The organism is Streptomyces sp. NPDC048659 (assembly GCF_040650575.1).
GTDB lineage: Bacteria > Actinomycetota > Actinomycetes > Streptomycetales > Streptomycetaceae > Streptomyces.
In genome coordinates this window covers 1-25,143 of the sequence record NZ_JBEZHM010000046.1, presented here as the reverse complement: position 1 = coordinate 25,143, position 25,143 = coordinate 1, and the positions used below count along the sequence as shown (strand labels likewise).

The 25,143-nt window shown below is 71.5% G+C and carries 18 protein-coding genes; 8 read left to right on the top strand and 10 right to left on the bottom strand.

Annotated features, from left to right (window positions below):
* Positions 1-48 precede the first annotated feature (48 nt).
* The 3 genes from AB0C99_RS28850 to AB0C99_RS28840 all read left to right on the top strand — a co-directional run bounded on the left by AB0C99_RS28850 (position 49) and on the right by AB0C99_RS28840 (position 3,335).
* Positions 49-1,365, top strand: a complete 1,317-nt coding sequence (locus tag AB0C99_RS28850; RefSeq protein WP_362481040.1) for an activator-dependent family glycosyltransferase — start codon at positions 49-51, stop codon at positions 1,363-1,365.
* Between the two features lie 79 nt (positions 1,366-1,444).
* The gene (locus AB0C99_RS28845) at positions 1,445-1,852 is read left to right on the top strand and encodes a MarR family transcriptional regulator (RefSeq protein WP_205628114.1); all 408 of its coding nucleotides are present in this window, start codon (positions 1,445-1,447) and stop codon (positions 1,850-1,852) included.
* Between the two features lie 172 nt (positions 1,853-2,024).
* On the top strand, positions 2,025-3,335 hold the full coding sequence (locus AB0C99_RS28840; RefSeq protein WP_362481037.1) for an activator-dependent family glycosyltransferase: 1,311 nt from the start codon (positions 2,025-2,027) through the stop codon (positions 3,333-3,335).
* Here AB0C99_RS28840 and rfbD read toward each other — a convergent pair.
* Positions 3,264-4,253: a dTDP-4-dehydrorhamnose reductase gene (gene rfbD / locus AB0C99_RS28835; protein ID WP_362481033.1), complete on the bottom strand. Its 990-nt coding sequence runs from the start codon at positions 4,251-4,253 to the stop codon at positions 3,264-3,266. The genes AB0C99_RS28840 and rfbD overlap by 72 nt on opposite strands.
* 134 nt (positions 4,254-4,387) lie before the next feature.
* Here rfbD and AB0C99_RS28830 point away from each other — a divergent pair, with 134 nt between their 5' ends.
* Positions 4,388-4,690: a muconolactone Delta-isomerase family protein gene (locus AB0C99_RS28830; RefSeq protein ID WP_362481030.1), complete on the top strand. Its 303-nt coding sequence runs from the start codon at positions 4,388-4,390 to the stop codon at positions 4,688-4,690.
* Between the two features lie 8 nt (positions 4,691-4,698).
* Here the strand turns inward: AB0C99_RS28830 and AB0C99_RS28825 are convergent, their stop codons facing one another.
* Genes AB0C99_RS28825 through AB0C99_RS28800 form a run of 6 tightly spaced genes read right to left on the bottom strand, consistent with a single transcriptional unit; the run spans position 4,699 to position 10,800 of the window.
* Complete coding sequence (locus AB0C99_RS28825; protein WP_362481027.1) at positions 4,699-5,676, bottom strand: SRPBCC family protein; 978 nt, start codon at positions 5,674-5,676, stop codon at positions 4,699-4,701.
* Positions 5,673-6,986 carry an activator-dependent family glycosyltransferase gene (locus AB0C99_RS28820; protein ID WP_362481024.1) on the bottom strand — a complete coding sequence of 438 codons (1,314 nt, stop codon included), beginning with the start codon at positions 6,984-6,986 and terminating at the stop codon, positions 5,673-5,675. Before AB0C99_RS28820 ends, AB0C99_RS28825 begins: the two co-directional genes overlap by 4 nt.
* On the bottom strand, positions 6,983-8,032 hold the full coding sequence (locus tag AB0C99_RS28815) for a hypothetical protein (RefSeq protein WP_362481021.1): 1,050 nt from the start codon (positions 8,030-8,032) through the stop codon (positions 6,983-6,985). The genes AB0C99_RS28820 and AB0C99_RS28815 overlap by 4 nt, the downstream gene beginning before the upstream one ends.
* On the bottom strand, positions 8,029-8,844 hold the full coding sequence (locus AB0C99_RS28810) for a phytanoyl-CoA dioxygenase family protein (RefSeq protein ID WP_362481019.1): 816 nt from the start codon (positions 8,842-8,844) through the stop codon (positions 8,029-8,031). The genes AB0C99_RS28815 and AB0C99_RS28810 overlap by 4 nt, the downstream gene beginning before the upstream one ends.
* Positions 8,845-8,879: 35 nt before the next feature.
* Positions 8,880-10,031, bottom strand: coding sequence for a nucleotide disphospho-sugar-binding domain-containing protein (locus AB0C99_RS28805; protein ID WP_362481016.1), 1,152 nt, complete (start codon positions 10,029-10,031; stop codon positions 8,880-8,882).
* A 55-nt stretch (positions 10,032-10,086) separates the two neighbouring features.
* Positions 10,087-10,800, bottom strand: coding sequence for a class I SAM-dependent methyltransferase (locus AB0C99_RS28800; protein ID WP_362481013.1), 714 nt, complete (start codon positions 10,798-10,800; stop codon positions 10,087-10,089).
* A 139-nt stretch (positions 10,801-10,939) separates the two neighbouring features.
* Here AB0C99_RS28800 and AB0C99_RS28795 point away from each other — a divergent pair, with 139 nt between their 5' ends.
* The 4 genes from AB0C99_RS28795 (at position 10,940) to AB0C99_RS28780 (ending at position 14,078) form a co-directional block, all read left to right on the top strand.
* On the top strand, positions 10,940-12,079 hold the full coding sequence (locus AB0C99_RS28795; protein ID WP_362481010.1) for an aromatic ring-hydroxylating dioxygenase subunit alpha: 1,140 nt from the start codon (positions 10,940-10,942) through the stop codon (positions 12,077-12,079).
* Positions 12,080-12,204: 125 nt separating this feature from the next.
* On the top strand, positions 12,205-12,354 hold the full coding sequence (locus AB0C99_RS28790) for a hypothetical protein (protein ID WP_362481007.1): 150 nt from the start codon (positions 12,205-12,207) through the stop codon (positions 12,352-12,354).
* A 579-nt stretch (positions 12,355-12,933) separates the two neighbouring features.
* Complete coding sequence (locus tag AB0C99_RS28785) at positions 12,934-13,179, top strand: hypothetical protein (RefSeq protein ID WP_362481004.1); 246 nt, start codon at positions 12,934-12,936, stop codon at positions 13,177-13,179.
* A 668-nt stretch (positions 13,180-13,847) separates the two neighbouring features.
* Positions 13,848-14,078: a hypothetical protein gene (locus AB0C99_RS28780; protein ID WP_362481001.1), complete on the top strand. Its 231-nt coding sequence runs from the start codon at positions 13,848-13,850 to the stop codon at positions 14,076-14,078.
* 490 nt (positions 14,079-14,568) lie between these two features.
* On the opposite strand, the gene AB0C99_RS28775 is transcribed toward AB0C99_RS28780, so the two are convergent.
* The 3 genes from AB0C99_RS28775 to AB0C99_RS28765 all read right to left on the bottom strand — a co-directional run bounded on the left by AB0C99_RS28775 (position 14,569) and on the right by AB0C99_RS28765 (position 25,095).
* Positions 14,569-14,910, bottom strand: a complete 342-nt coding sequence (locus AB0C99_RS28775; RefSeq protein ID WP_362480998.1) for a hypothetical protein — start codon at positions 14,908-14,910, stop codon at positions 14,569-14,571.
* A gap of 11 nt (positions 14,911-14,921) precedes the next feature.
* Complete coding sequence (locus AB0C99_RS28770) at positions 14,922-21,383, bottom strand: RHS repeat-associated core domain-containing protein (RefSeq protein ID WP_362480995.1); 6,462 nt, start codon at positions 21,381-21,383, stop codon at positions 14,922-14,924.
* Positions 21,384-21,552: 169 nt separating this feature from the next.
* A complete protein-coding gene (locus tag AB0C99_RS28765) occupies positions 21,553-25,095 on the bottom strand; it encodes a LamG-like jellyroll fold domain-containing protein (RefSeq protein ID WP_362480992.1) in 3,543 nt (1,180 codons plus the stop codon).
* Positions 25,096-25,143: the final 48 nt, after the last annotated feature.

Here is a 25,143-nt window from a genome sequence, read left to right as displayed (position 1 = left end):
ACCCGGCCCCAGCCCTGCCCGATCGAACCGTCCGAGAGGGGACCGCCGATGCGCGTCCTGTTCCAGCCCTTCGCCGCCGCCACCCACGTGGCCGCCCAGGTCCCGCTCGCGTGGGCGCTGCGCGCCGCCGGGCACGAGGTGCGGGTCGCGACCCAGCCGGACGTGACCGAGGACATCACCCGGGCCGGCCTGACGGCGGTGCCGGTCGGCGACCCGCTGCACGTCGCGGCCAAGATGAACCCCGACGACACGGGGCTCCCGGCCGAACTGCGCGACGACGCCTGGCTCCGCGCCCTCGACCCGGGCGAGATCGACCCCGCCCGGCTCACGCCCGAGCACGTGCACGGGATCTTCGCCGCGTGGACGCCGATGGTGCACCGGAACACCGTGCCGGACCGCATGATCGACGAGCTGGTCGCCTTCGCCCGGGACTGGCGGCCGGACCTGGTGGTCTGGGACACCATGACGTACGCCGGGCCGGTCGCCGCCCGCGCCTCGGGCGCCCCGCACGCCCGGCTGCTGTTCGGGCTCGACCTGGTGGGGCTGCTGCGCGAGCGCTACCGGGCCGTCCTGGACCGGCTGCCGCCGGAGCTGCGGGACGACCCGCTGGAGGAGTGGCTGGGCCCGGTCCTGGAACGGCACGGGCTCGCGGGGCCCGGCCGGGGCTTCGACGAGCAGCTGGTGACCGGGCAGTGGACCATCGACCCGGTCCCCGCCTCCCTGGCCCTGCCGCTCCCGCTGCCCCGGGTCCCGGTGCGCTACGTGCCGTACAACGGACGGGCGGTGGTGCCCGGGTGGCTGGACGAGACTCCCGCGCGGCGCCGGGTCTGTCTGACCCTGGGCGTCTCCTTCCGCGAGGTGGTCGGCCGGGACCAGGCGTCCGTCGGCGAACTCCTCGCGGCCGTGGCCGACCTGGACGTGGAGGTGGTGGCGACGCTCGACTCCGCGCAGCTCGCGGAGCTGGGACCGCTGCCGCCCAACGTGCGCGCCGTCGACTTCGTCCCGCTCAACGAGCTGCTGCCGAGCTGCTCGGCGGTCATCCACCACGGCGGGGCCGGGACCTTCCTGACGGCCTTGGCGCACGGGGTGCCCCAGGTCGTGGTCCCGGCCCGGATGTGGTGCAACACCCCCCGGGCGGAGCGGGCCCGGGCGGCCGGGGTGGCCCTGACCTGCCCGCCGGAGGAGCTGACCGCCGGCCGGCTGCGGGCGATGGTGGAGCGGGTGCTCGACGACGGGTCGTTCGCGCGCGCCGCGGCCAGGGTCCGCGACGAGCTGCGCGGGACGCCGTCGCCCGCGGAGATCGTGCCGGGTCTGGAGCGGCTGGTGGCCGCGCACCGCTCCGATCGGCGGAACGGCGGTGCATGACATACCGTCGGAGGAGAGAAGATCACGCGTCTCCCGGTCGAGGTGAACCTTGCGGACCCACATCCCCTATCTCTTGGCCGTGGCGAGCACCGTGGCCACGCGCCGGGTCGACGAGCGGCTACAGGACTACGATTTGACGGTTCGTCAGTACGGTCTGCTGACCCAGCTCTCGCTCGAACCGGAGCTGACCATGGCGGAGCTCGCCCGGCAGCTCGGCGTCGCCCGGCAGTCCGTGCACCAGTTGGTGAACGACCTCGCCGAGGCCGGCCATGTGCGCCGCCGGCCGGGCGCCGACGACCGCTCGCGCCGACTGGAGATCACCGACACCGCGCGCTATCTGCTCACCCGGATCGACGGGCCGCTGGAGCGGGTGGAGACGGAGCTGCTCGGCGACCTCGACGCGGACGAGGTGGAGACCCTGCGCGAGCTGCTGCAGCGGGTCCTGGCCCACGCGACCGACGACGAGGCATGGCTGCCCGGCCCCTGAGCCGGGGCTGGGGCCTGTCCGGTGGATCATGAACGGGGTCGCGGCCCTGATCCACCGGACAGGCCCTGGAGGACGGGTCGAGGCGGGCTCGACCGCGCGTCGCGAACCGGTCGCGGAACCGCTCGCGCGCGCGTCGAGGCGGCTTCGAGGTCCGCTTCCTAGCCTCGCCGCCATGCGAGTGCTGTTTGTGACCCTGGCCGCCACACCCCACTTCTTCGTCCAGGTCCCCTTGGCCTGGGCCCTGCGCGCCGCCGGCCACGAGGTGCGTGTCGCCAGTCAGCCGGACCTCGTGGAGGCCATCACCGCGGCGGGGCTCCCCGCCGTCCCGGTGGGGCCCCGGCTGGCCCAGGACGAGTCCGTCGAGGAGCTGCGGCGGCGGCGGGAGAAGGCCGCCGAACGTCTCGCGGACCCGCCCGACGCCCAGGAACTGATGCGGATGACGGAGGACCGTCCGGAGCGGCTGACCCCCGACTTCCTCGACGGCCTGTTCACCGTCATGACCTCGTCCATCTTCCAGAACTTCTCCGCCGAGGAGACCGTCGACGACCTGGTCGCGCTGACCCGTCGCTGGCGTCCCGACCTGGTGATCTGGGACACCCTCATGATGGGCGGCTCCATCGCGGCGCGGGCCTGCGGGGCGGCGCACGCGCGGCTGCTCTACGGCCTCGACCTCGTCGGCACCATGCGGCGGCGCCACCGCGCCTCGCTCGCCGCCCGGCCCCCGGCGCTGCGCGAGGACCCGCTCGCCGAGTGGCTGCGGTGGACCGCGGGCCGCCACGGCGGCGGCTTCACCGAGGACCTGGTCACCGGCCAGTGGACCCTCGACCCCGCCCCCGCCGCGCTGCGCACCGCCACCGACCTGCCCTGGGTCCCGGTCCGGCACGTCCCGTACAACGGGCGGGCCACGCTGCCCGACTGGCTGCGCGAGCCGCCCTCCCGGCCCCGGATCTGTCTCACCCTCGGGCTCTCGTTCCGCGAGGTGATGGGCGGCGAGCGGGCCTCCGTCCCGGTCCTGCTGGAGGCGCTCGCCGCGCTGGACGCGGAGGTCGTGGCGACCCTCGACGCGGGCCAGCTCGCCGAGACGAGGCAGCTGCCCGACAACGTACGGGCGGTGGACTTCGTCCCGCTCGACGCGCTGCTGCCGTCCTGCTCCGCGATCGTGCACCAGGGCGGGTTCGGCACCTCCCAGAACGCGCTGGTGCACGGCGTCCCGCAGATCGTCGTCCCCAACGACCTGTGGGACCTGCACCCGAGGGCGGACCTGGTCGTCCGCTCGGGCGCCGGTCTGCGCCCCTCCGGCCCGGGTCCGCTGACCCCGGAGGAGCTGCGGGGGCTGGTGACCCGGGTGCTGCGCGAGCCCTCGTACGCGCGGAACGCGGCACGGCTCAGGGACGAGATCGCGGGCATGCCGTCACCCGCCGAACTGGTCCCCGTCCTGGAGGGACTGACGCGGCGACACCGACGGCCCGCCTGGGCCGCCTGAGCCCCCGGCGGCCCCGCCCCCCGTCGCGTTCCCCGTCGCGTCCTCCGCCGCCTCCCCCGTCCCGTGCCGCAGCTCCTCCCGCAGCGCCTCGCCCAGCGCCTCGCGCCACGGCCGGGGCGGCGGGATGCCGGCCTCCCGCCAGCGGGCGTGGCCCAGCACGGTGTACGGGGGGCGGGGCGCACGTCCGCCGAAGGCCGCACCGGACACCGGGCGCACCCGGCCGGGGTCGGCTCCGACGAGCCGGAACACCTCGCGGGCCAGCTCGTACCAGGTGGCCCGGCCCGCGTTGGTCGCGTGGAAGACCCCGCGCGCGCCCGGCGTGCGCCCGAGGGCGAGCAGGAGCCGGGCCACGTCCGCCGCCCAGGTCGGCTGCCCCACCTGGTCGGCGACCACGTCCACGGGCCCCTCGCCCCGCGCGCGCCCGGTCATCGTGCGGACGAAGTTCGGCCCGTGCCGGCCGTACAGCCAGGCGGTGCGCACCACGACACCCCGGTCGGGCAGGAGCTCCAGGACGGCCCGCTCGCCCGCGCGTTTGCCGCGCCCGTAGGCGTTGCGGGGGTCCGTCGGGTGGTCCTCGGCGTACGGGGTGTCGGCGTCGCCCGGGAAGACGTAGTCGGTGGAGAGGTGCAGCAGCCGGGTGCCGTGCCGGGCGCAGAGGGCCGCCAGGTGCCGGGGGCCGTCCCTGTTGACGAGGAGGGCCCGCCGCTCCTCGTCCTCCGCCGCCTCCACGGCCGTGTAGGCGGCGCAGTTGACCACGAGGCCGGGGCGGTGCCGGGTGAAGGCCGCGGCGAGGGCGTCGGGGTCGGTGACGTCGAGGGCGCGCCGGTCCAGGCCGACCGCGTCGGCGCCCTCGGCGGCCAGGGCGGCCGTCACCTCGTGCCCGAGGAGCCCGCCGGCTCCGGTGACCAGCCATCTCATCGGGAACTCCTTCTCCTGGAATCAGTGATCGGTGGGTGATCGGTGTGCGGCTGCCCGTCCAGCGGCCGTCGAGCCGTCGGTGACCGCCGCGGCGGACACTCGGGGCCTCGGACACCCACGACCTTGGAGGCACGATGGCGCTGTTCGCCGTGCTGGCGACCCAGTCCCCGACCGGTATCCCCGCCGACGAGTTCAGGCGGCGGCTGCCCGAGGGCTTCGGGTACATCAGGGGGTTGGTGGACAAGGGGGTCATCCGGCACAACTGGATCAGGGTCGGCGCCTCGGGCGGTCTGCTGATCTACGAGGTCGGCTCGCACGAGGAGCTGAACACGCTGCTGTACGGGAACCCGCTCAGCCCGCACCTCCGCTTCGAGGTCATCCCCTTGGCGGAGGTCGGCGGGTTCGACCCCACGGCGTTCGAGCGCGAAGCCGGCTGAGCGAGGGGTCAGGGGGTGGTGAGGGACCGGGCGAGGGCACGGTAGAAGGCCGTCACCCCGGGCTCCTTCGGCGAGAGGTGCCCGCGTGCGGCGAAGCGGGAGCCGGCCACCCGCTGGACCGCCTCCATGCCGACGCGGTCCTCCCGGTTGACCACCTCGGCGCCCGCCGCGAGCTCGGCCGACTGTGCGTCGAGGGCATCCCGGTCCAGGCCGGCCAGGGCGGCGGGGTGCATGAGCACCCCGCCGCGCACCTCGACCCGGTCGAGGGCCAGCGGGACCATCGTGATCCAGACGACGGAGTCGCCGAAGGCGGCGAAGCTGCCGCAGGGGAAGACCGCGCAGTTGTACATGGTCGCCCGCTGGTCGGCGTCGAGCGGGAGCGCGGTGGCGGCGAGGGGTTCGCGGAACGGGCTGAGCAGCCGGGTGACCCAGCGGGTCTCGGTCCGGACCTCCATGGCGCCGCCGGGCGGGGTGATGAGGGCCACCGTGGTGGGATGGAGCCCCATGGCGTGATAGTTCTCGTGGGCGTTCTGCACGGCGATCTTCCAGTTGCACCGCCACTCCTCGGTCCAGGAGGCGACCTGTGTCATCTCGGACAGCCGGTAGGCGGCGAGTTCCTCGCCGGTCCGCCGCAGGTGCGGGGCCAGCGGCTCGGCCGTCCCGTCGGGGTTGACGAAGACGAGGCCCCGCCACTCCTCCACGGCCGGCGTCGGCCGGTGCGGGCCGAGGGCGGACCGGGCGCGCAGGGTGCCGTCCGGCTCCCGGGTCACCGTGACGGGCCGGCCGGCCGGGGCGAGGGTCACGCTCGCGCCGGGCCCGGCCAGCTGGTCCACGTGGGCGGCGAGCAGCCAGGACCGGGCGAGGACCCGTTCCTGTTCCGCCTCCCACAGCTCCGGTGAGGTGAAGGCCGCCGGGGGGAGGCTCACCTGGGGGGCGTCGTCGTCCAGGTAGCGTTCCAGCTCCGCCAGGATCTCCGTGAGCCTCATGCTCCTCGCCGTTCCCTCCGGTGCAGGGCCGTGAGCCGCTCGATGGCGGCGACGGCCTCGTTGGGCGTCGGCATCTCCTCGGTCTCCCGCCGCAGCCGCCGGGCATGCGCGGCGTACGACGGGTCCCCCAGCACCGTCGCGACCTTCTCGCGGAACCGGTCGGGGGTGAACTCGCGCAGCGGCAGGGAGAGGAGGTTGCCCTGCTTCTCGTAGGCGGCGCCCATGGATTCGGTGACCCACTCCCAGCCGGTGAGGAGGACCTGGGGGACGCCGTGGAACTCCGCGGTGGCCTTGGTCTGGTAGCCGCCGTGGTGGACCACGGCCGCGCAGGTCGGCAGCAGGTCGTGCATCGGTACGTGGTCCACGACCCGTACGGTGTCGGGGAGCGGCGGCAGGTGGGCGCGCTGCCGTTCGGAGAGGGCGGCCACGACCTCGACGTCCAGCCCGGCGAGGGCGTCCAGCATGCCGACGAGCACGGTGTCGAGGTCCCAGAGGCCGTAGCCGCTGTCGATGCTCACGCCGAGGGTGACGCAGACCCGGGGCCGCGCGGGCGGCTCGCGAAGCCAGCGGGGCACCTCCGAGCGCCCGTTGTACGGGATGTAGCGGGCGGGGACGACGGTCAGGCCCAGGTCCTCGCGCAGGCTCGCGGGGCGGGTGTCGACGGTCCACTGGCCGGTGAGCACCGACTCGTCGAAGCGGGCGTCGGCGCCGAGGCGTTCCAGGGTCCGGTCGAGCCATTCGGCGGTGGGGTCCTCGCGGTGCTCGGGCGGCTGCTCGGCGGCGAGCCGCAGGAAGGCCCGCCGGGTGCCCAGCTGCATGGCGAGTTCCGGCCCGGAGACCAGGCGGGCGTGCGCGGCGCCGACCGTGAGCGCCGCGACGGGGCCGGCCAGGCAGAGCGTCTCCCAGATCACCAGGTCGGGCCGCCAGTGGCGGGCGAAGGCGACCAGTTCGTCGATCAACCGGTCGGAGTTGAGGCGGGAGTTGAGGGCGGGGACGATGACGCTCTCGTAGCCGAGCTGCTCCGCCCAGCCGCCCTCCCGGTCCGGGTCCGTTCCGGCGGCAGGGGCCCGGTCGGGGTTCTGGTCGGCGGTGCCGAAGTGGGCGATGGCCTCCTTGTGGAAGTCCTCCAGCCCTTCGTACCAGGGCGGGCTGTCGAGCGGGACGGCCGTGATGCCCGTCCGGGTCACGGTCTCGACCACGCCCGGGACGCAGGCGGCACGCACCTCGTGCCCCGCGGTGCGCAGGGCCCAGGCCAGGGGGGCGAGCAGCTGGAAGTGGCTGCCCTCCAGGGAGCTGAACAGGACCCTCATCGCTCTCCCGTCCTCCTCGCGCCCGGGGCGGCGGTCGCCCGCAGGGGGACCCGGGCGGGGCCCCGGGTCAGCGGTGCCCGGGGGCGGCGTACCGCCGGGGCGGTGGGGCTCAGCGCGGTGTAGCGGTCCGCCAGGGCCGCGAGGAGGCTCTCCGCCATCGCGCGCCGGAGCGGGGCCGTGGCCCGGAGCACGGGCGGCTCGGGGCCGTCGTCGAGCAGGACCGCGAGCCGCTCGCCGGCCGCGATCCGGGCGCCCGCGAGCTCGATGTCTGTGTGGGCCAGGAGCGGGGCGATCCGCACCGGCGGCTCGGTGTCGAGGGCCCGGTCGACCGCGGCCGCCGCCCGCCCGCCGGGCAGCGGCAGCCGGGCGCCGAGGACGGTGCGGGCGACGAGGTCGGCGCCGGTGCGCGCGCCTGCCACGACCGTGGCCGGGTCCGGCGCGCCGCGGGCGGCGCCGAGCAGGGAGCGCAGCACGTCGAGGGCCGGGCCGGTGCGCCGGGCGGTCGCGAGCCGCTGCGGGCACACGACCGCGTCCAGGGCGGTCCCGCAGTCGGCGAGGGCCTCGGCGAAGCGCCCGTGCTCGGCCTCCGGCACGGCGCAGGCCCGGGCCAGGGCGCCCGCCGCGAGGGGTTCCGCGAGGTCGGCGACCAGGTCGAACTCGGCTCCCGCCGCGTCGAGCAGGCGGGCGCACAGCGGGGCGAGGTCGGGGACGGGCAGGGGGGTCGTGGACGGCGGGGCGGCCTCGCCGGGGAGGAGGGGCTCGTGCCCGGTCCCGGGGTGGGCGAGCAGGGCGGCGCCGACGGCAGGGTCGGCGGTGACCCAGGGACCGGGTCCGGAGCGCCAGAGGGGTCCGGCGGCGCGGACGCGCTCCCTCAGCGGGCCCGGGTCCTCGTCGACGTCGCAGAGGAGGGCGGCGTACGGGTCGCCCTTGAGCCGGTGCAGCCACAGCGTCCCGTACGCGCGCTGGAGCCGCTCCCCCAGCTCCGCGAGCTCCGCCGGGCCGACCCGGCCCGCCCGGTCCGCCGGGGCCGTCGGGTCCGTGCTCACGCCTCGGCTCCGGGTCCGGGCCCGGGGGCGATGAGGGGGAAGCGTTCGCCGTCGACCGGGGCGCCCGGCCGCAGATGGGCGACCGGATGGTCCTGTACGCCGGGGCGGTAGGTGGCGTCGGAGTCCATGTAGACGGCGGCGAAGGCGAGCCGGCGTTCGCCGTCCGTGTTGACCCCCGCCATGTGGACGGTGCGGAAGTCGTGGAAGACGAGGTCGCCGGCGCGCATGGGAACGGCCGTCCTGGGGCTGAACGGGAAGTCCGGCCAGACCTCCTCCATCGGCCGGTAGTCCTGGAAGCCGGCCAGGTGGACCTGGCGGTGCTCCGGCGGGCGGCGGTGCGAGCCGGGGACGTAGATCAGGGAGCCCCGGTCGGCGGGCACGTCCACGAGCGGGATCCACACGGTGAGGGTGCGGGTCAGTCCGGCGAGCGGCAGGCCCGGTTCGTCATCGTGGACGACCGTGGGCAGGTGGACGTGGGGCTCCTTCTTGAGGACGTCGGTGCCGTAGAGGCGCAGCGGCCCGCCCGCCAGGATCTCGGCGGCCCGGGTCACCACGGGGTGGAGGGCCAGCCGGCGCAGTGCGGGGTGCTTGCGCCAGGCGGCCTCCACGTAGTGGACCTGGGTCTCCGCCTCGGAGGCGCCCCAGGTCTCGGGGCCCTCCTTGTCGAGGAGTTCCTCGGCGGCGGCCCGGTAGCCGGCCACCTCTTCGGCGGAGAGCACCGCCCGGAAGTGGACGAAGCCCTGGTCGCGGTAGTGGCGGAGGGCTTCCTCGTCGGGGTGGCCGTGCTCCGTCAGACGGGCGGTCGTCAGCATCTGTTCGCCTTTCCTCGCTCGTGTGGGAGTGCGGTTCACCCGACGGCCGCGACGAGCCGGGCGGCGGTCTCAGCGGGTGTGGGCATCGCGCGCAGCTCGTCCCTGACCTGCCGGGCGTTCTCGCGGAGCGCCTCGTCGCCGAGCAGCCTGCGGCACTGGGCGGCGCCGAGGGTCCCGGCCTCGGCCACGATCCCGATGCCGCGCGCGGGCAGCAGGTCCGCCCCGGTCTGCTGGTAGGAGCCGCGCGGGATGACGCACTGCGGGAGTCCGGCGGCGGCGGCCGTGAGCATGGTGCCGCTGCCGCCGTGGTGGATGATCGCGTCGCAGCTGTGCAGGAGGAGGTCGAGCGGGGCCCAGTCGACGAGGCGGACGTTGGGCGGGGCGTCGCCGAGCAGCGCGGGGTCGCCGCCGCCGAGGGTGACGACGAACTCGGCGTCGACGCCCCGGGCCGCCTCCATGAGGGGTTCCAGGATCGCGAGTCCGCCCCACTGGGCCTCGATGGTGCCGAGGGTGACGGCGACGCGCGGCAGCCCCGGGGGTTCGGCCAGCCAGGCCGGGAGCACGGACCCGCCGTTGTAGGGCACGTGGCGCAGCGGCCGGGCGAGGGGCGTGCGGCGGTCCTCCGGGAGCAGGGCGGTGAGGCTGTCGGGGAGGGTGGTCAGGGGCACGGTCTCCGCGGGTTCGCCGGTGACGCCGTGACGGTCCCAGTGCGGCTCCATTCCGGCGCGGAGCAGGGTGCGCAGGCGGGCGCCGCTGTCGTACGAGCCGAGCCGGGGCTCGATCAGGGGCACCTTGAGCGCGGCGGCGACCAGCCGGCCGGCGCCCTGGAGGGGCGGGGCGACGACGAGGTCGGGCGACCAGTGCCGGGCGGCGGCGAGGGCGCCGTCCACCATGACCCCGGAGACCCGGGCGAAGAGGGTGGCGAGTTCGGCGTCGTCGGGGTCCTCGGCGAACATCGGGTGGTCCACCGGGGCGCCGTCGGCCCCGGGTGCCTGCGGCAGGTAGACGGGCAGGTAGTCGAGGCCGGGCGTGACGTCGACGACGTCGAACCCCGCCTCGGCGGCGGCCAGGCTGAGCCCGCCGGTGGCGTACCGGACCCGGTGTCCGGCGGCGCGGAACGCCTGGGCGAGGGGGATGGTCGGGAAGAGGTGGCCGAGGCCGGGAGAGGTCACGAACAGGACGCGCATGCGGCCTCCAGCCGGGAGTGGTGGGTCGGGGCGTCGACGAGGCGCGGCGGGGACGTCACGCGGCGGCCCCGAGGAAGAGGCCCCGGCCGGAGTGCGGCCCCGGGACGTACGTGACGGTGAGGCCGGCCGCCCGGAACGCGGCCTCGTACGTCGCGCGGGGGAAGAGGGAGATGCGGTGGGTCTCGCTGAAGTGCCGGGCCCCGGCGCCTGCGTCGGCCACCACGTAGTGGACGTCCATCCGGCAGGCGTCCCCGTCCCGCGCGGAGTGCGAGACGCGGGCCACGGTCCGGCCCGCGAGGGTCGTGACGGCCCCGGAGACGTAGCCGTCGAGGTAGGTCTCAGGGAACCACCAGGGGTCGACGGCCACCACTCCCCCGGGTGTCAGGTGCCGGGCGAACGCGGCTAGGGCGGCGTGGAGTTCGGCTTCGTCGGTGGCGTAGCCGATGGATCCGAACATGCAGGTGACGACGTCGAAGCGGGTGTCGAGGTCGAAGGCGCGCATGTCGCCGACGTGGACGGGCACGTCCGGCAGCGCGCGGCGCGCGGCGTGGACCATCGGCTCGGACAGCTCAAGGCCGGCGACCCGCTCGTACAGATCGGCGAAGTGGCGCAGGTGCGCGCCGGTGCCGCAGGCCACGTCGAGCAGGGAGCCCGCTCCGGGCCGCAGCCCGCGGACGTGCCGGGTGAGCTCGCGTGCCTCGGCCTTGTAGTCCTTGCCGCGGCTCTCGTGGATCAGTTCGTGGATCTCGGTGAGGTCAGCGCCGTACATGGACGGATCGTCGGAGGGCCCGCTGGAGGAAACGCACAGGACGGGTGGAGGCGGTGCGGCCGGGGTGTCGACCGGGCGGCGAGGGGTTCGCGAGTGTCCGGGAGCACCCTCGGCCGGACCGAACCGAGGGAGGGCCGACGTGGACGTCCGGGAGATCGTGACGGAGCTGGAGCGTTATCTGGGACCGGACGCGGCGGCGTTGAGCCTGCCGCCCGAGGCGTTCACCTCGCCGGAGCTGTGGGAGCGGGAGCGGGAGCGGGTGTTCGGCCGTTCGTGGGTGCTGGTGGCGCACGTGGACGAGCTGGCGGAGCCCGGCGCGTACGTGGCGCTGTCCGTGGCGGGTGAGCCGGTGGTCGTGGTGCGCGGCGAGGACGGTGTGCTGCGCGGTCTGTCGACGGTGTGCCGGCACCGGTTGATGCCGGTGGTGGAGGGGGGCTCCGGCCGCACCGACGTGTTCACCTGTCCGTACCACCTGTGGCGGTACGGGCTCGACGGGCGGCTGGTCGGCGCCACCCACATGAAGCGGAATCCGGCCTTCGATCCGTCGGCCTGCCGGCTGCCCGGGTTCGCGGTGGAGGAGTGGCAGGGCTTCGTCTTCGTCAACCTCGACGCCTCGGCCGAGCCCCTCGCACCCCATCTGCGCCGGATCGGCGAGGACCTCGTGAACTACCGGCTGCCGGAACTGACCCAGGTCGCCGGGTGGACCGAGGAGTGGCACTGCAACTGGAAGGTCGCCGTCGAGAACGCGCACGAGAACTACCACGTCATGGGCTTCCACCCGGAGACCCTGCAGCCGACGACGCCGGGCGGGGCGGAGACCCGGGTCCGCGCGGACTCGCCGTGGGCGGACAGCATGCGGGTGAGGTACGCGGCCCCGCTGGAGCCGGTGGTCCTGGACCTCACCGAGGAGGAACGGGCCCATCTGTACGGATTCTTCGTCTTCCCCTCGGGCAGTCTGGCCGCCTCCGGGGACATGGTCGTCTGGCTGACCCTGGTGCCGTCGTCCCTGGACCGCACGCTGGTCAGGGGCGGGGTGCTGATGCCCACGGCCATGGTGGAGCACCAGGACCGCGACACCGTCCGCAAGGAGGCCGAGGCATACGCGGCGACGATCAACACCGAGGACCGCCACGGCCTGGAGGCCGTCCAGCGGGGCGCCACCTCCCGCTTCGCCGAGCGAGGCCACCTCTCCCCCAAGGAACCCGGCGTCCTCCTCTTCTACCGCAGCCTGGCCCGCGCCTTGTGCCGCGAGGACGCGGACTATCCCGGGGGACTCTGACCGGGCGGGCGGGGGCGGGGGCAGCGGGCGCGGGGCGGCCGGTCAGGGGCGGGGCCGACCGGGAGCAGCGGGCGCGGGGCCCCCACCGCGGCGCCGTCGCGCGCGGCGGTGTTGCTGCCGGCGCCGTGGGACGGCAGCTGTCGCCGGCCGTGCACGGGTGGCCGGACCGGTTCCAGGTGGTGCTCACCATGCCCGAACTCGCCCTGCCACCCGTCCACTTCCTCTTGACGGGCGCCGACGAACGGGTCTCCCGGGCCCGCGAGGCCACGGGGTGACCGGTGGCCCGGGTCCGGGGTCACCGGTCACATGTACATGTACGACGAGACGGACCGGCGTCGGCCAAGTGGCCGCACGCGCCATCCCCCGAGTCCACCTGCTTCCTTGACCTGTGCGGCGACGGCACGACCGGATTCATGCCTTCCGCGACGCCCGACGCGGTCTGGGTGCTCCACGCCATGTACGAGCACGACCAGACCCGGCCGACGTGTCGTAAGCCCGAGTACCGGCAGGCACGCCTGACGGAGGGACTCTCCGGCCCAACTCCTTCGCGGGCGTCGACGTCGAGGCGAGCGTGTCCACGGGACGCGGCCGGGGCTGCCCAGTGCACCCCGGCCGTCGGCGACTACGCTGGGTCGAACTCGCGCGCTACACCGGCGATCCCCTCGTGCCTGAAGGGCTGATGCCCTGCTACCGCTGCTTCGCCTCCGCCAAGCGGCCGGCAGTCGGCCCCTGGGCATCATCCCGCCCACCGAGGGGGCCTCGACCGTGACACCTGGAGCAGGCTGATCGCGGTCCTGACCGAGCAGAGCGCCACCACCTCGGACACCCCCTGCGAGGCCTACTACAACTCGTTGATGCTCGCGACCGTCGCGTTCGACCACCTCCACTTGCGGGTCGGCCGACCGGGCAACGCCGGGCCGCTCTACGACAATCCCGCGGCCGATTTCAGCCCCTCCAACCTCTGTCCCCAGGACCGCTCATGGGTCCTGTGCACCGACTACGACCTCTGGGCCACCAAAGTCGCCGGCCCGCCCGCCCTGATTGAAGCGCTGCTGACCGACCCGGAGATCGAGGCGGTACGCCTGCCCTGGGCCCCCTGACGGGAGACCGGGCGCGCCGCCTCTCCTGGAATCGGACACCCCACGACGCCCGAGAACGGCTCCGCCCGCACCCCACGGGAGCCCAGGGCGCCGCGATCGACGGTCCGGGGATTCCCGTGGGATCCGCGACGGAAAGCGGAACCGTCAGCGCGTTCCAGCCCGACCCCAACGTCTTCGCCTTCGAGCTCGACGACCGCGGATCGCCGCGCCCGTCGAGGTGGCCCTCGCATGGAGCGGTACCTCCGCAGGCGGCACCGTCCGGAGCCTTGCCGACCGCAGGCCCACACCGGGATCGAGGCCGAGGCCCGGCCGCCCACCGGAGCGTGAGCCCGCCGGCGGCCCGGCCACGAAGCGAAAGGCAACGGAGGCGAGTTGCGGGGATACAGAGCCATTCGCCTCCCCTACGTCCCTCTTGTCACCGGGTTCGCCCCTCCTTGTCTCCGTCCAGCGGATCCCTGGCCAGGCGGACATCGGCCCGTGACGGCTGATTCCTGCTCCTCACACGACAACTCATGGATTCCTCACCTGCCCGTAGCCGTGCAGGAGGTTCTGGACATCGACGAATTCCGCGACGCCTGTCGTCTGAACCCCTGACAGTGCCCGCCGATTCCATCAGCGGCCGTCTTGGTGGGGCCGGTGGCACGTGGTCGTACCTGAACGATCCACGCATGCCGACGTTGGAACACGGCTGGAATCTGCACGTATCGGCGCGTCCAGGCGACCTCGACGCAGTGGTCCGGCTCGTCCTGCCGGTGCTGGCGCGGCACGTCTGTCACGGGAAGTTCGCCCGTGATCCGGATACGCTGCGTCGTCTCAACTCCGGTGCGGTGAGAGACAGAGCCGTCGGCAAGGCGATCACCGTTGTTCGCTCGACGGCTGCGAGCTGGGCGAGAGCCTGATGCCGGAGCGGACGCCAGAGTGAGCTTTGAGGTCAGGGCGCTGGCGGCGGCGTGCTTGTTCCAAGTGGCCGGGCCGGAGGTTCAACATCTGGGTGTCCTTCGACAGCCTGACGGAGGGCCCTTCGCGTCGTCAAGTACCGCGCCGCTCAACTCCAGCGCGTCACAGACCTGACGCATCATCCGTTCCGGCCGCCATCGCGTACGCGGCACTCGCCGGCCGGCCCTTCATGGTTTGGACCTCATCGAGGCGGACGGCTTCCTTCGTCGTCTGCAATGCCCCACACGGCAGATCCGTGCGGGGCATCAGCAGGCTGAGGCAACCCTCTCACAAAGGGCCACGAACACTCGCAGATAAACGCGTCTCCCGAAGATTCACATGTCGCGGCGAACACATCGCCTAGATTGATCAGGATCAAGAATCCCCTGACCAATCTAGGGTATCCATCGCAAAATGGAATCAACAGGCGATCCGTTTACTTACTTGCCGCTTTCACGAGGAATCGCGCAAGAAATCTACTCGATTCACAAGTTGATCAACTTCTTCGTCCCATTCAGGGCCGAACTGCGCCAAATCAGCGGCTGCCGCCTTGAGGAGCTCCACATCGTCCGGCCTCTGCAAGCAGGCGAGCCGAAAAGCCAGATTTCTCGCCCATACAGGAAGAGCCATCCAATCTTCTTCCAGGAGAGTCCGAAGGGAACTATACAGAACGTCCGGATCCTCGAACGTCGCCGCCTCCACGAAACTAGCGGCGATAAGTGCATGGTCTTCACCCTTCGCCTCACCATCCCTGGCCCGAATTACATCTCGCGCCGCTTTCATGAAACCCGACATCGCGTTCTCACCTATCTGACATTTGGCCAATACGTGCCGATTTGATACTGATTTCCACCACCGGGACGTGATACGCGATACCCCACCGAAACGCCATCCACCATGACATCAAATTCAGAGGCGAAAGGCTTTTCTCCAGTCCAAGGGTCAGCGATCACTTCACCCTCCTTCATCTTCTTATAGACATCTCCAATGATAGCCTTTTCGACTACATCGGGGTCACGCAGATGCGTATCTGCGAGGAAGTCCCCAGAACGGTGACCTCTGTAGAAACTATGCCCTGTATTGATTCCCCAATTATCGCCTCCAACCGTAGTTTTTCGGCGAATATTTTTGGGTACGTCGGCCCCATTTGCCACAAATGGACTAATCTTGGGGGCATCATCAGCAGTCTTCGTCGCACCCTTCGCTAGAGCCTTAGGGGCGTTCCTCACAAGCCCCGCGAGGCCCAAGAACGAGAGGACTGTCGCAAGGCCATCGCCGGCCGCGAAAGCCTTCGAGTTGGTGTCGACTCCGTGTTCGGACGTGAAATCGTCGTAGCCGCCGGCCATGTCGCCGGTGCAGTCTTCGAACCAACAGCCGGGGGCAAGTTCGATTAGGCTCTCGAAGCTAGCAACGGCGTTGTGTCCCATTCCGGCGATGAAGTCGGTGAAGCTGCCCTGCGCGCGTGCGTCCGGCGGAGCGCCGTTGGTGACGCATTCAGCTCGCATGGCGGGGTAGCCGCTGCCGCATGTTGCGGAGTTTCCGCTGTTGACGTAGCTCGCGCTACCGCTTGACCCCTGCCTCGAGGACGTTCGGGACCCCTGAGTGCTGGACTGGCGGTGCTTGACGTGGAGTACCGCTCTGACGATCGGCATCACGATCCTGATGATGGCCAGTGCCGCGAAGAAGAATCGTCCGTCGGGGTCGGCAAAGGTGACGGGGTTGTTGTTGCTGTATGCGTAGCCGTTGATCTGCTGGGGGTCCTTGAGATCGGCTACCGGGTCGGCGCTGATGAAGCGGCCGATCGTGGGGTCGTACTCGCGCGCGCTGAGATGGGTGAGCCCTGTCGGGTCCTTGGTGCCGCCGACGAAGCCCTTGTCGCCGGCCCAGGCGGTGGGGGCGGGGCCGCGGTCTTCGCCGAAGGGCTGGGTGTAGCGGCGGGTGAGTGCCTGGGTCGTGGCGTCGATCTGGACGCTGGCGGTGCCGTTGTGGTCGTTGCCGATCCAGGTGAGGGATTTGGGCGTCCTGACCGCTACGGTCTGGCCGGCGTGGCCGTAGTAGCGGGTGGCGGTGACCGCCTTGGTGGCCTTGTCGTAGCGGAGTTCGGTCTCGCCGAGGTAGAGGGTGGACCCGGTGGCGTCGCGCCGGATCAGGCGGTTGCCGTTGGCGTCGTTGAGGAAGGTGGTTTCGCTGCCGTCGGCCTCGGTGACCTTGGTGAGGTCGTTCTCCGCGCCCCAGTCCAGCTTCTGGGTGTCGGTGCCGGTGGTGCGGGTGAGGGTGTTGCCCGATTCGTCGTAGGTGTACTTGGTCGTCGGGGCGACCGTCTCGTCGGGCGACGTGGCGGTGCTGGAGAGCAGGTGCGGGCGTACGGTGCCGCCGGCGGTCTTCTCCCCGTAGTTGTAGGTGCTGGTGGCGGCGCCGCCCTGGGTGAGGTGGTCCGTCGTGGTCTTGCGGTTGCCGGCCGTGTCGTAGGTGAACGACTTCCAGTAGGGGGCGACGCCGCCCACCGTGTCGGCCGTGGGTGCGGTGGCGCAGTCGGCGGTGGCGGTCCAGGCGGTCTTGAGCCTGCGGTGGCCGTCGTAGGTGTAGCACTGGCGGTCGCCGGTGGCCGTGGACCTGTCCTCGACCTCGACGGGGTTGCCGGCCGGGTCGTAGCGGTAGTGGACGTCGGCGTCCGTGCTGCCGCGGGATTCGGCGATGATGGTCTGGCGGGCGAGCCGCTTGGTGCCCGACTCGTAGGACTGGGCGATATCGACCCACTTCGCCGTGGAGGACACACCGAGGGTCGTGTTGATGCGCTCGCCGGCCGGCAGGTACTTGGTGTCCTGGACGATGCCGGTCAGGCCCGCCAGTGTGGTCGGCAGACGCTGGTCGTTGTAGCCGTAGACGAGGACCTCGAGGCCGAGGCCGCCCATGGCGGGGATGGTGCGCTGCTGGAGGGTTCCGTCGCGGTTGTAGGCGTTGGTGATGGTGTAGACGCCGGTGCCCGCGGTGGCCTCCTCACCGGTGTTGACGGTGTACTGCTCCCTGAGGACCCGGTAGAGCGGGTCGTAGGCGGCGTTGGTGACCGCGTAGACCTTGCCGGCCTTGCCGCCGTCGTAGCGGATGGCCGAGGTGAGCTGGCCGGTCGCGATGCTGTCGTAGGTCCAGCGGGAGAGGTACTTGCTGTCGTCGAGGGCCGGAAGATTGTTGACGACCGGGATGCGGTCGCGGAGCTTTCCGGTCGTGCGGCCCAGCTTGTCGTAGGTGTAGCTGAGGATCTTCCCCCGGGCGTCCTCGGTGACGGCCACCTGGTCGAGGTCGTCGTACTCAGTCCTGGTGGTGCCGGCGTCGGGGTCGGTGGTGCCGGTCTGGCGGCCCAGGAAGTCGTACTCGTACGTCCAGGCGTTGCCGTCGCTGTCGGCGACCTTGGTGAGCCGGTCCCCGCGTCCGTAGGCGTAGGTGAGCTTGGTGTAGGAGCCGGTGGCCTTGTTGCCGTCGTACTCGCGCTTCTCGGACAGCTGTCCTCGGCTGTCGACCAGGTCCTTGACGGCCGCCGCGCCTGCGGGTGGTTCGACGGTGGTGGAGTTGCCCTCGTAGGTGGTGGTGGTGCGGGAGTGCTCCTTGCCGTTGGCAAGGTTGATCGCGAGGGTGGTGCGGCCGGCGCCGTCGTAGACGGTCTGGGTTCCGCCGGGTGCGGCGGTCAGCAGGTTGGCCAGTTCGCCGGTGGGGGCGGTGGTGTCGACGTAGTCGGTCGCGGTCTCGACGGCGAGGCCGCGGGTGTCGTACTTCGTCTCGGTGATGACGTGACCGCCGCCGACCGCGGCCGGTGCCTGCGTCTGGCGCGGGCGCAGCAGGGCGTCGTAGATGACGTAGGCGGTCTGGTAGGTCTTGCCGTCGTTGTTGAGGGACTTGGTGGCCGCCCAGGATGCCTTGCCCTGCTGGATCTTGTATTCGATCTTCTTGCTGGGCGTTTCGGTGGCGCGCTTGCGGTCGGCGAACCAGACCTCGGTCAGGCGTCCGAGGGCGTCGTAGGCCATTTCGGTGCGTCGGCCGGTGGGATCGACGCTGGCCTTGTTCATGCCCCAGTCAGGATAGATCTCGGTGGTGACCGTGTGGTCGAGGGCGTTGAGGACCTTGGTCGACGTGAGCGGTCCGCCGGCGGCGGGGGTGTACTCGACGTGCTTGACGCGGGTGCTTTTGGTGTCCCACACGTCGGTGGTGCGGCCGAGTGCGTCGTAGGCGGCGGTGTTGACGACCTGCGGCTTGAGGGCGGTGCCGTCGGCGTTGTAGCCGGTGACGCGGGCGTTCTCGGTGACGTCGCCCTTGGTCGGAGCGGTGCCCCAGGCCAGGCCGTCGTAGGAGGTGCGGGTGTCGGAGAGGACGTCCGTGGTGGCCGGGTCACCGGTGCGCTTGGGTGTGGCGCCGCAGGCGACCGCGAGCTTCTCGACCTGCTTGGGCTTGTCGAGGATCCAGGCGGTGGTGTTCTGGGCGTAGGACGTGACGGTGCAGTCCTTGGTGCCGGCGCCCTCGGTCTCGACGGTCAGCGGCAGGCCGCTCTTCTCGTCGTAGGTGGTGCTCACCTTGGAGGTGATGTCGGCGGAACCGGCGACCGGGGTGCGCTTGGTCTCGGTCTGTGTGCGCACCATGTAGGCGCGGACGGTGCCGAAGCTGTGTGTGCGTGAGGCGGTGTTCCAGGAGCGCGGGGTCGTGATGGTGCCGGAGATCTCCTCTCCGGTCGCCCCGTTGTACGTGATCTGTTCGCGCGGCTGACCGGCGTACTGCTCCTCGTCGGTGACCGTGGTCCCCTCGGAGTCGGTGATCTTCTCGACGCGTGTGGTGCTGTCGGCCTGCTTGTCGCCGTTCATGCCCCGGTAGTAGAGGCTGACGGTCTTGGAGCGGGTTCCGGCGGCCTCGCCGACGAGGGTGGTGACCTTCTGGTAGCCGCGCCAGGTTCCCCAGGTGCGGTACTTGTCCTGGGTGATCGGGGACTGGTCGTCGTACGCCCATGCGCCGCCGGCGGGGTCGTAGACGTAGTCGGTCTGCTTGAGCGGTGCGCCGCCGGTGGGGTCGGATTCGGTGACCTGGGTGGTGACGTACTTGTGGAACCAGTCCGTGCGGGGCTGGGGGTCGGTGCCCGGGGTGGGGTTGGACGGCGGGATCCACTTGACCGGGTAGCAGCGCTTGGTGTTCTTGTCGAGCGCGGTCGGGATGTTGGTGCCGGCGATGCACTCGGGCTCGGAGTAGTTGACGGTGAGGACCGAGCCGGTCTCCGAGGTGACGGTGCGCACGCGCCACTTCTTGAACGGCGGGATGTCGTCGCCGGTCTTGTCGACGCGGTTGTCGAGCTGGACGCCTCCGAAGGTCACCGGGGGCAGCGGTTCGGTCGTGGTGCCGTTGGTGGACTTGCCGGTGTGCTGGATCGACTTGAGCCACAGGCCGGCGTTGGAGCCGTCACCCGGGTCCGGGAACGAGTGCTCGAGGTGCCAGTTGTTGACGTCGCGGTAGTCGGTGTCCGCGCCGGTGCCCGTGCCCTTGTAGACCTGGGTGGTGATGTCGGTCAGGCGCTTGCGGGAGAAGAACGAGGGGGTGGACTGGTCCGTGCAGACGGTGTCCTTCTTGCAGATCTGGTCGAAGGGAACGTCCGGCCACGCGTTCTTGTTCGCGGCGGTGAGGTTGGCGCAGGTCTCCTTGCCCGCGACGGCGATGCAGCGCTCGGCCACGGTGAACTTCACTCGGGCCGCGGCGGGCTGGGTGGTGGAGAAGACGGTGTCGGTGCGCTGGCCGTAGTCGATGCGCTTGAGGTAGCCGCCACGCGTGTACTCGGTGCCGTTGCCGGTGGCGTCGTTCTTCGCGTAGGAGTTGAGCTCCTTGTCGTACCAGTACGTCATGACGTTGCCGTGCGGGTCGACGACGTAGTCGAGGTTCCACCGCCATGCCTGGTTCTTGGCGCGGGCGGCGAAGGCGGTGCCGGCGGAGTAGCCGGGTTCGCCCGCGTCGTCGCCGAAGACGGGGACGGTCCACACCGAGTTGGTCTCGGGCTTACCCGTGCTCCAGCCGGGCAGCTGGTTCTTGCCGAACACGTACTGGGTGCCGTCGATGCCGGTGACGGTCCAGTACTCGCCCTTGTCGCCGGCGTCACCGTCGTCGCCGTTGACGGCTCCGGTCCCGCGGACGACGCGCTCGCCGTCGTCGCCCTGGAGGCGCCACTCGCCGCTCTGGGTGTCCTTGATGAGCGTGCTGGACTTTCCGTTGAGGACGATGGAGGCGTTGTCCTCACGCCAGCACTGGTCGCCCTTGTCCTTCTGTCCGTCGTCGGCACAGCTTCCGTAGGCCCGTTCGATGTACGAGGTGGGCAGGTCGAAGCCCTCGCCCACCCAGGACGGCTGGGCGGCGGTCGCGGAGGTGCGGCCGTCGACGCTCTGGGCGGAATAGCCGATCGACGGGCCGGGGGCGGGGCCGGCCGGAGCCGGAACGACGTCCATCGCGTAGGACCACCTGAAGTCGCCGTTGGAACCGCCGCCGGACCAGGTGGCCGACGGGGACAGCGCGGTGGCCTCGTAGGTGCCGCGGTCGGAGGAGGCGCCGGCGGACAGGGCCAGCACAGCGAACGCGCCGGCCGTCCGCGTGGCCGTGGGAGTGGCGACCTGGGCGGTGACCGTCTGCTGCCCGGTGTCGTTGTGGGACGGAACCGGTGTGGTGGCGCGGCAGGAAGGCTCGTCCGGGGTGGTCAGCGCGCAGGCCGGGAGTTGGACCATGCGCAGCCGGGAGGACCAGTTGCCGCTGTAGGCGTCGGCAAAGCCCTGGTAGTCGACGGCGACGTCCAGCTTGGAGGCGTCGGTCTTGCCGTCGGCTCGCGCGACGCTGAGGACGACGCCGTCGATGCCGAGCTTGGCGGTGGCATCGCGGTCGAGGACGCGGACCTCGGCCGTCTGCGGGGCGGGGGAGGCGGTCGTCTCCGCGGTCTTGGCGGGGGCCGAGGAGCGCGCGGTGGCGGGGCCGCCCGGGGTGGGCTTGGCCAGGGTGACGGGCAGGCTCTTGGCCTGTGCCGCGGCGCCGTCGGCGGCCGGCAGGTCGACGCGGGTGGTCGCGGCCGTGGGCCAGACGGGCTTCGAAGCGGCCCGCTGGCGGGTCTTCGTCTCCGCGGCGGGGATGTGGTCGGGTGACTTCTTGGTGCGGGGCTGGAAGGTCTCGGCCCTGCCGTACTGGGCTTTCTGGAGGGGAGCGTGGTCCCGCTCGAATTCCTGGGCGGGGGCTGCTCCGAGGAGTGTGGTGACGATTGCCGTGGTCACGGGCAGTGCGACGGCCGCCATTCGGCGTCGGCTCGCATTGCGCCAGGACCAGGTAGGCAGCACTTGTCGTGTGCCGAACACGTGGATCTCCGCATTCTGAAGGCCGGGGTGTGCCGTGAGGGCACACCCCGGTGGGTGAAGGTGATCTGGTGGAGACTCGGGAAGAGGGCTACTCGATGTCGATCGGAGGCTGGCTCTCGAAGGCGAGGCCGGTGATGTCCTGCTGCGACATGGCGCCGGTGTAGACGCGGAGGTCGTCGACCTGGCCGAGGAGCGTGTCGCCCCACGCGCCGGTCGGGTATATACGGGACTTGCCCGCCGTGATGAGGCCGCCGGGCTGGTACGTGTTCTTGATCAGCACGCCGCGTTCGTCGCCTTGGCGGACCCCGCCGAGGAAGAGCCGAGCGGCACCCGTGACCGAGTCGTAAGTGGCCGTGACGTGGACCCAGCCCTTGGGGGCTTCCGTCAGCGAGGAGTACAGCAGTGTCCGGGGGCCGCCGGCGACGTCGTTCTCCGCCATCTCAAGGATCCAGTAGCCGTCCGACTGCCCCTTGGGCTGGTAGTAGACAACCCGGAAAGCGCTGGTCTGGTTGCCGGGGTGAGCGATGATCGTGGCGGCGTGGCCGATCGTGGTGTCCTCGAGCCGGCTGTCCTCGGTGACGTCGACCCATCCGGCGACAGTGAAACTGCCCGAGGTGTCGACCGGCACGGCGGCGCCGGCCGACGCGTCCGCGGCTCCGCTGAGACCGAGTACGGTCTCACGGCCGAGGGATCCGGTGGAGGTGAACGAGGCACCGGGTGCCAGGGTCAGGGGGCGCTCGTTACCGCTGCTGTCGGAGGCGACGGTGCCGGACGTCTCGTCCATGGCCCAATGGGCCTCCAGCCGCGGCCGCTCACGACCGGTGCCCTCCTCTTTGGCATTCACCTCGGATCCGAGCTCGTCCGGGTGAACGGTCCGGTTCCACACCTGGAGCTGGTCGACAGCGCCCGGGAAATAGTCCCTGGCCGCGCCCGTCGCCCACCGTCCGACCTGGAGCGGTCCGCTGCCGGCGAAAGGTGTGGTGTAGGGCGATACCTGCTGGAGCTGGCCGTTGACGTAGAGCCGCACCTGGCCTGCCTGCTGGTCGTACACGCCCATGAGGTGAGTCCAGGCTCCGAGTACGGGGGGCTTGAGCGAGGACGCTCCGATGGTGACGCCGCTGGTCGTGTCCGCGGAGTAGCGGGCGAACACCCACCGCTTGGCGTAGGCGGAGTAGTAGAGCTGGAAGGAGGACATGACGGTGCCGGGCTGTCCCACCACCGCCGCTGCGGCGTCGTCCTTGTCCAGGCGCACCCAGGCGGAGACGGAGAAGTTGTTCAGAGTGTCGACCACGGGGGCCGTGGTCTGGCCGGTCGTGGTCCGCTTCAGGTCGACCGCGCCGTTGAGCCGACCCTGGTTCGTCCAGGAGGTGCCTTCGGTGAAGGTGAGCGAAGCGGAGCCCCTCTCGGAGGTGTCCGGGGCCGTCGTGCCGGAGGTCTCGTCCATGGACCACGCGGCCACCGGCTTGCTCCCGGCGGCGACGTTGAACCGGTAGTCCACCGGAGCGCTGACATTGCCCGCCGCGTCGTAGGTGGTGGCGCGCAGGGTGGTGAGCCCCTTCTTCGACGGGGCGACCCTCACCGTGTGCGTCTTGGTGTTGGACGTGTAGGTCTTGTCGTCGATCACAACGCCGTTGAGCTCGGTCTTGAACCGGCGGACGTCGGTGTTGGGGGTCGTGATGGTGAAGGTGCCGGTCATCCCGACGCTGCCGAGCTCAGGGTCCTTCTCGCAGTTCTCGCCCGCGCATTCGGTGTAGGGCGAGCCCGTCACCGTCGGGGGGTCGGGAACCTTGGTGTCCACACTGAAGTAGCAGCGCGCCGACCATGGCCCGTACAGCGACGTCGTGGCGCCGCCGTAGGTGTAGCGGTACTCGGTCCGGGCAGCGAAGCTGTACGTCTTCCCGTCCGTCAGCGCGGCCGTGGTGACACTGCCTGCGGTGGCGCTCGCCGTCCACGTGCCCGGGGACAGGGAGGCGACCTTGGCGTTGGCGGAGTCGAAGACCTCGAAGTTCGGGCGCAGGCTCGCGTTCGAACCGTCGGTCGAGGTGGGCGTAGCCGTCAGGCGAGGGGTCGTCTTGCGGATTCCGGCCGGGCTTGACGCCGCCGAGCAGGCCAGATTGGGGTCGGCGAGCTTGACGTACGAGGGCGTGGCGTCCGGGAGCGAGACGTAGGTGATCGACAGGCGGGGCTTGCGCGAAGCCGTCGCGTCAGGGTCGGCGGGCGAGAGGAACTGCTTCCAGGCGATGGCGTCGCTCTCATCGGCACGCAGACCCAGTGTGGTCGTCGTGGCGTTCGCCTTCGCGGTGAAGGCCACCGCCGACGTCGCGTCGAACTCGATGTCGCCGTCTGGGCAGTTGCTGTCGTAGCCCTTTGCCGCGAGCACCGTGTCGACCTTGGCGGACCAGGCCGGCTGCTTCGCGAAGGTCGTCCCGGAAGAGATGGCACCGGTACGCCACAGCTCGACGTTCTTCTTCGTGCAGTTCGCCGACCAGATCGCGTACGGGGTGAAGGTGGCGTTGAGGATCTTCTTGCCCGCCACCCGGCGCGTGTCGAACTGGAACAGCGACCGGGCCTTCTTGTTGTCCACCCAGGCGTCGTAGCCGACACCGAGCGAATGCGACGTCTTCCAGAAGGAGGTCGAGGCCGAGTTGGACCAGACGGTGGTCCAACCGGTCAGCGACGCCGCCACCGCCGGCGGGTCGATGACAACCGGATAGGCGGTCGCGGAGTCGGCGAGGAAGCCCTGGTCGGGCGTCACCGACAGCGCGTCACGGGAGACGGTGACGTCGGCGACGGCCGTACGGGCTTCGGGGGCCGGCTCGACCGCCGCCGCGGCGGCCGGTGCCGTAGGCGCCATGGCCGTGGTCTTCGCCGCACGGGTCACAGGCTGCTTCCCGGAATCCCACATCAGCGCACCGCTGCTGGAGAAAACGGCACGGCCCCGCTTGTCGACGAGCGACATGTTGCCGGCGCCGGTCTCACGCATGTCCAGCCCGTGCGTCGTGACCGGAAAGCGGACGCTCTTGAGCGCGGGATCAGCTGCGGCGGCCCGGTCGTGGACGACCAGGTTCTGCGTGAACCCGTCGGGCCGGACCTGCACCACAAGGTCGACACCGGGACGTACCGACGCGTACACGGCGGTGGGGCCGGTGACCGTCGGCTTCGGCAGGGCCCATGGCGAGCCGAGCTCGTAGGTGAGACCGTCCTTAGCCATCCGGGCCAGCGGCCCCGTCCCGCCACCGGACACGGTCAGATCCTGACCGGCCTTCGGCTCGAGCAGGCCGTCGGCACGCCGCACCAGCGTGGTGTCGACCGGGGTCCAGCGCCCGCTCTTGAGGACGCGTTCAACCGTGGGTGAGGTCTCGGCGGTGAAGGTGCCGTCGCTGTTCGCGAACACCATGCCGTTCTCGCTGGTCAGGCTGTCGATCGGGACACGTTGCCCGGTCTCCGCCGCCTTCCGTGAAGCCGCCTGCTCGGCTGACGCCTCGGGCAGTGGGCCGCCCTGCCAGAACGACTTGCCCCGCCCGGCATCGTCCGCCGCCGGCGACGACACCGGAGTAGCCGGGAACTCCGGCTCGCTGCCCACCGGCGCGGAAGCAGCTACCGCCTGCGCCGACAGACCAGTGGCCGTCACCAGCGACACAGCTGCCGGCCGGCCAGCAGGTCGTAGCCGTGCTCGACG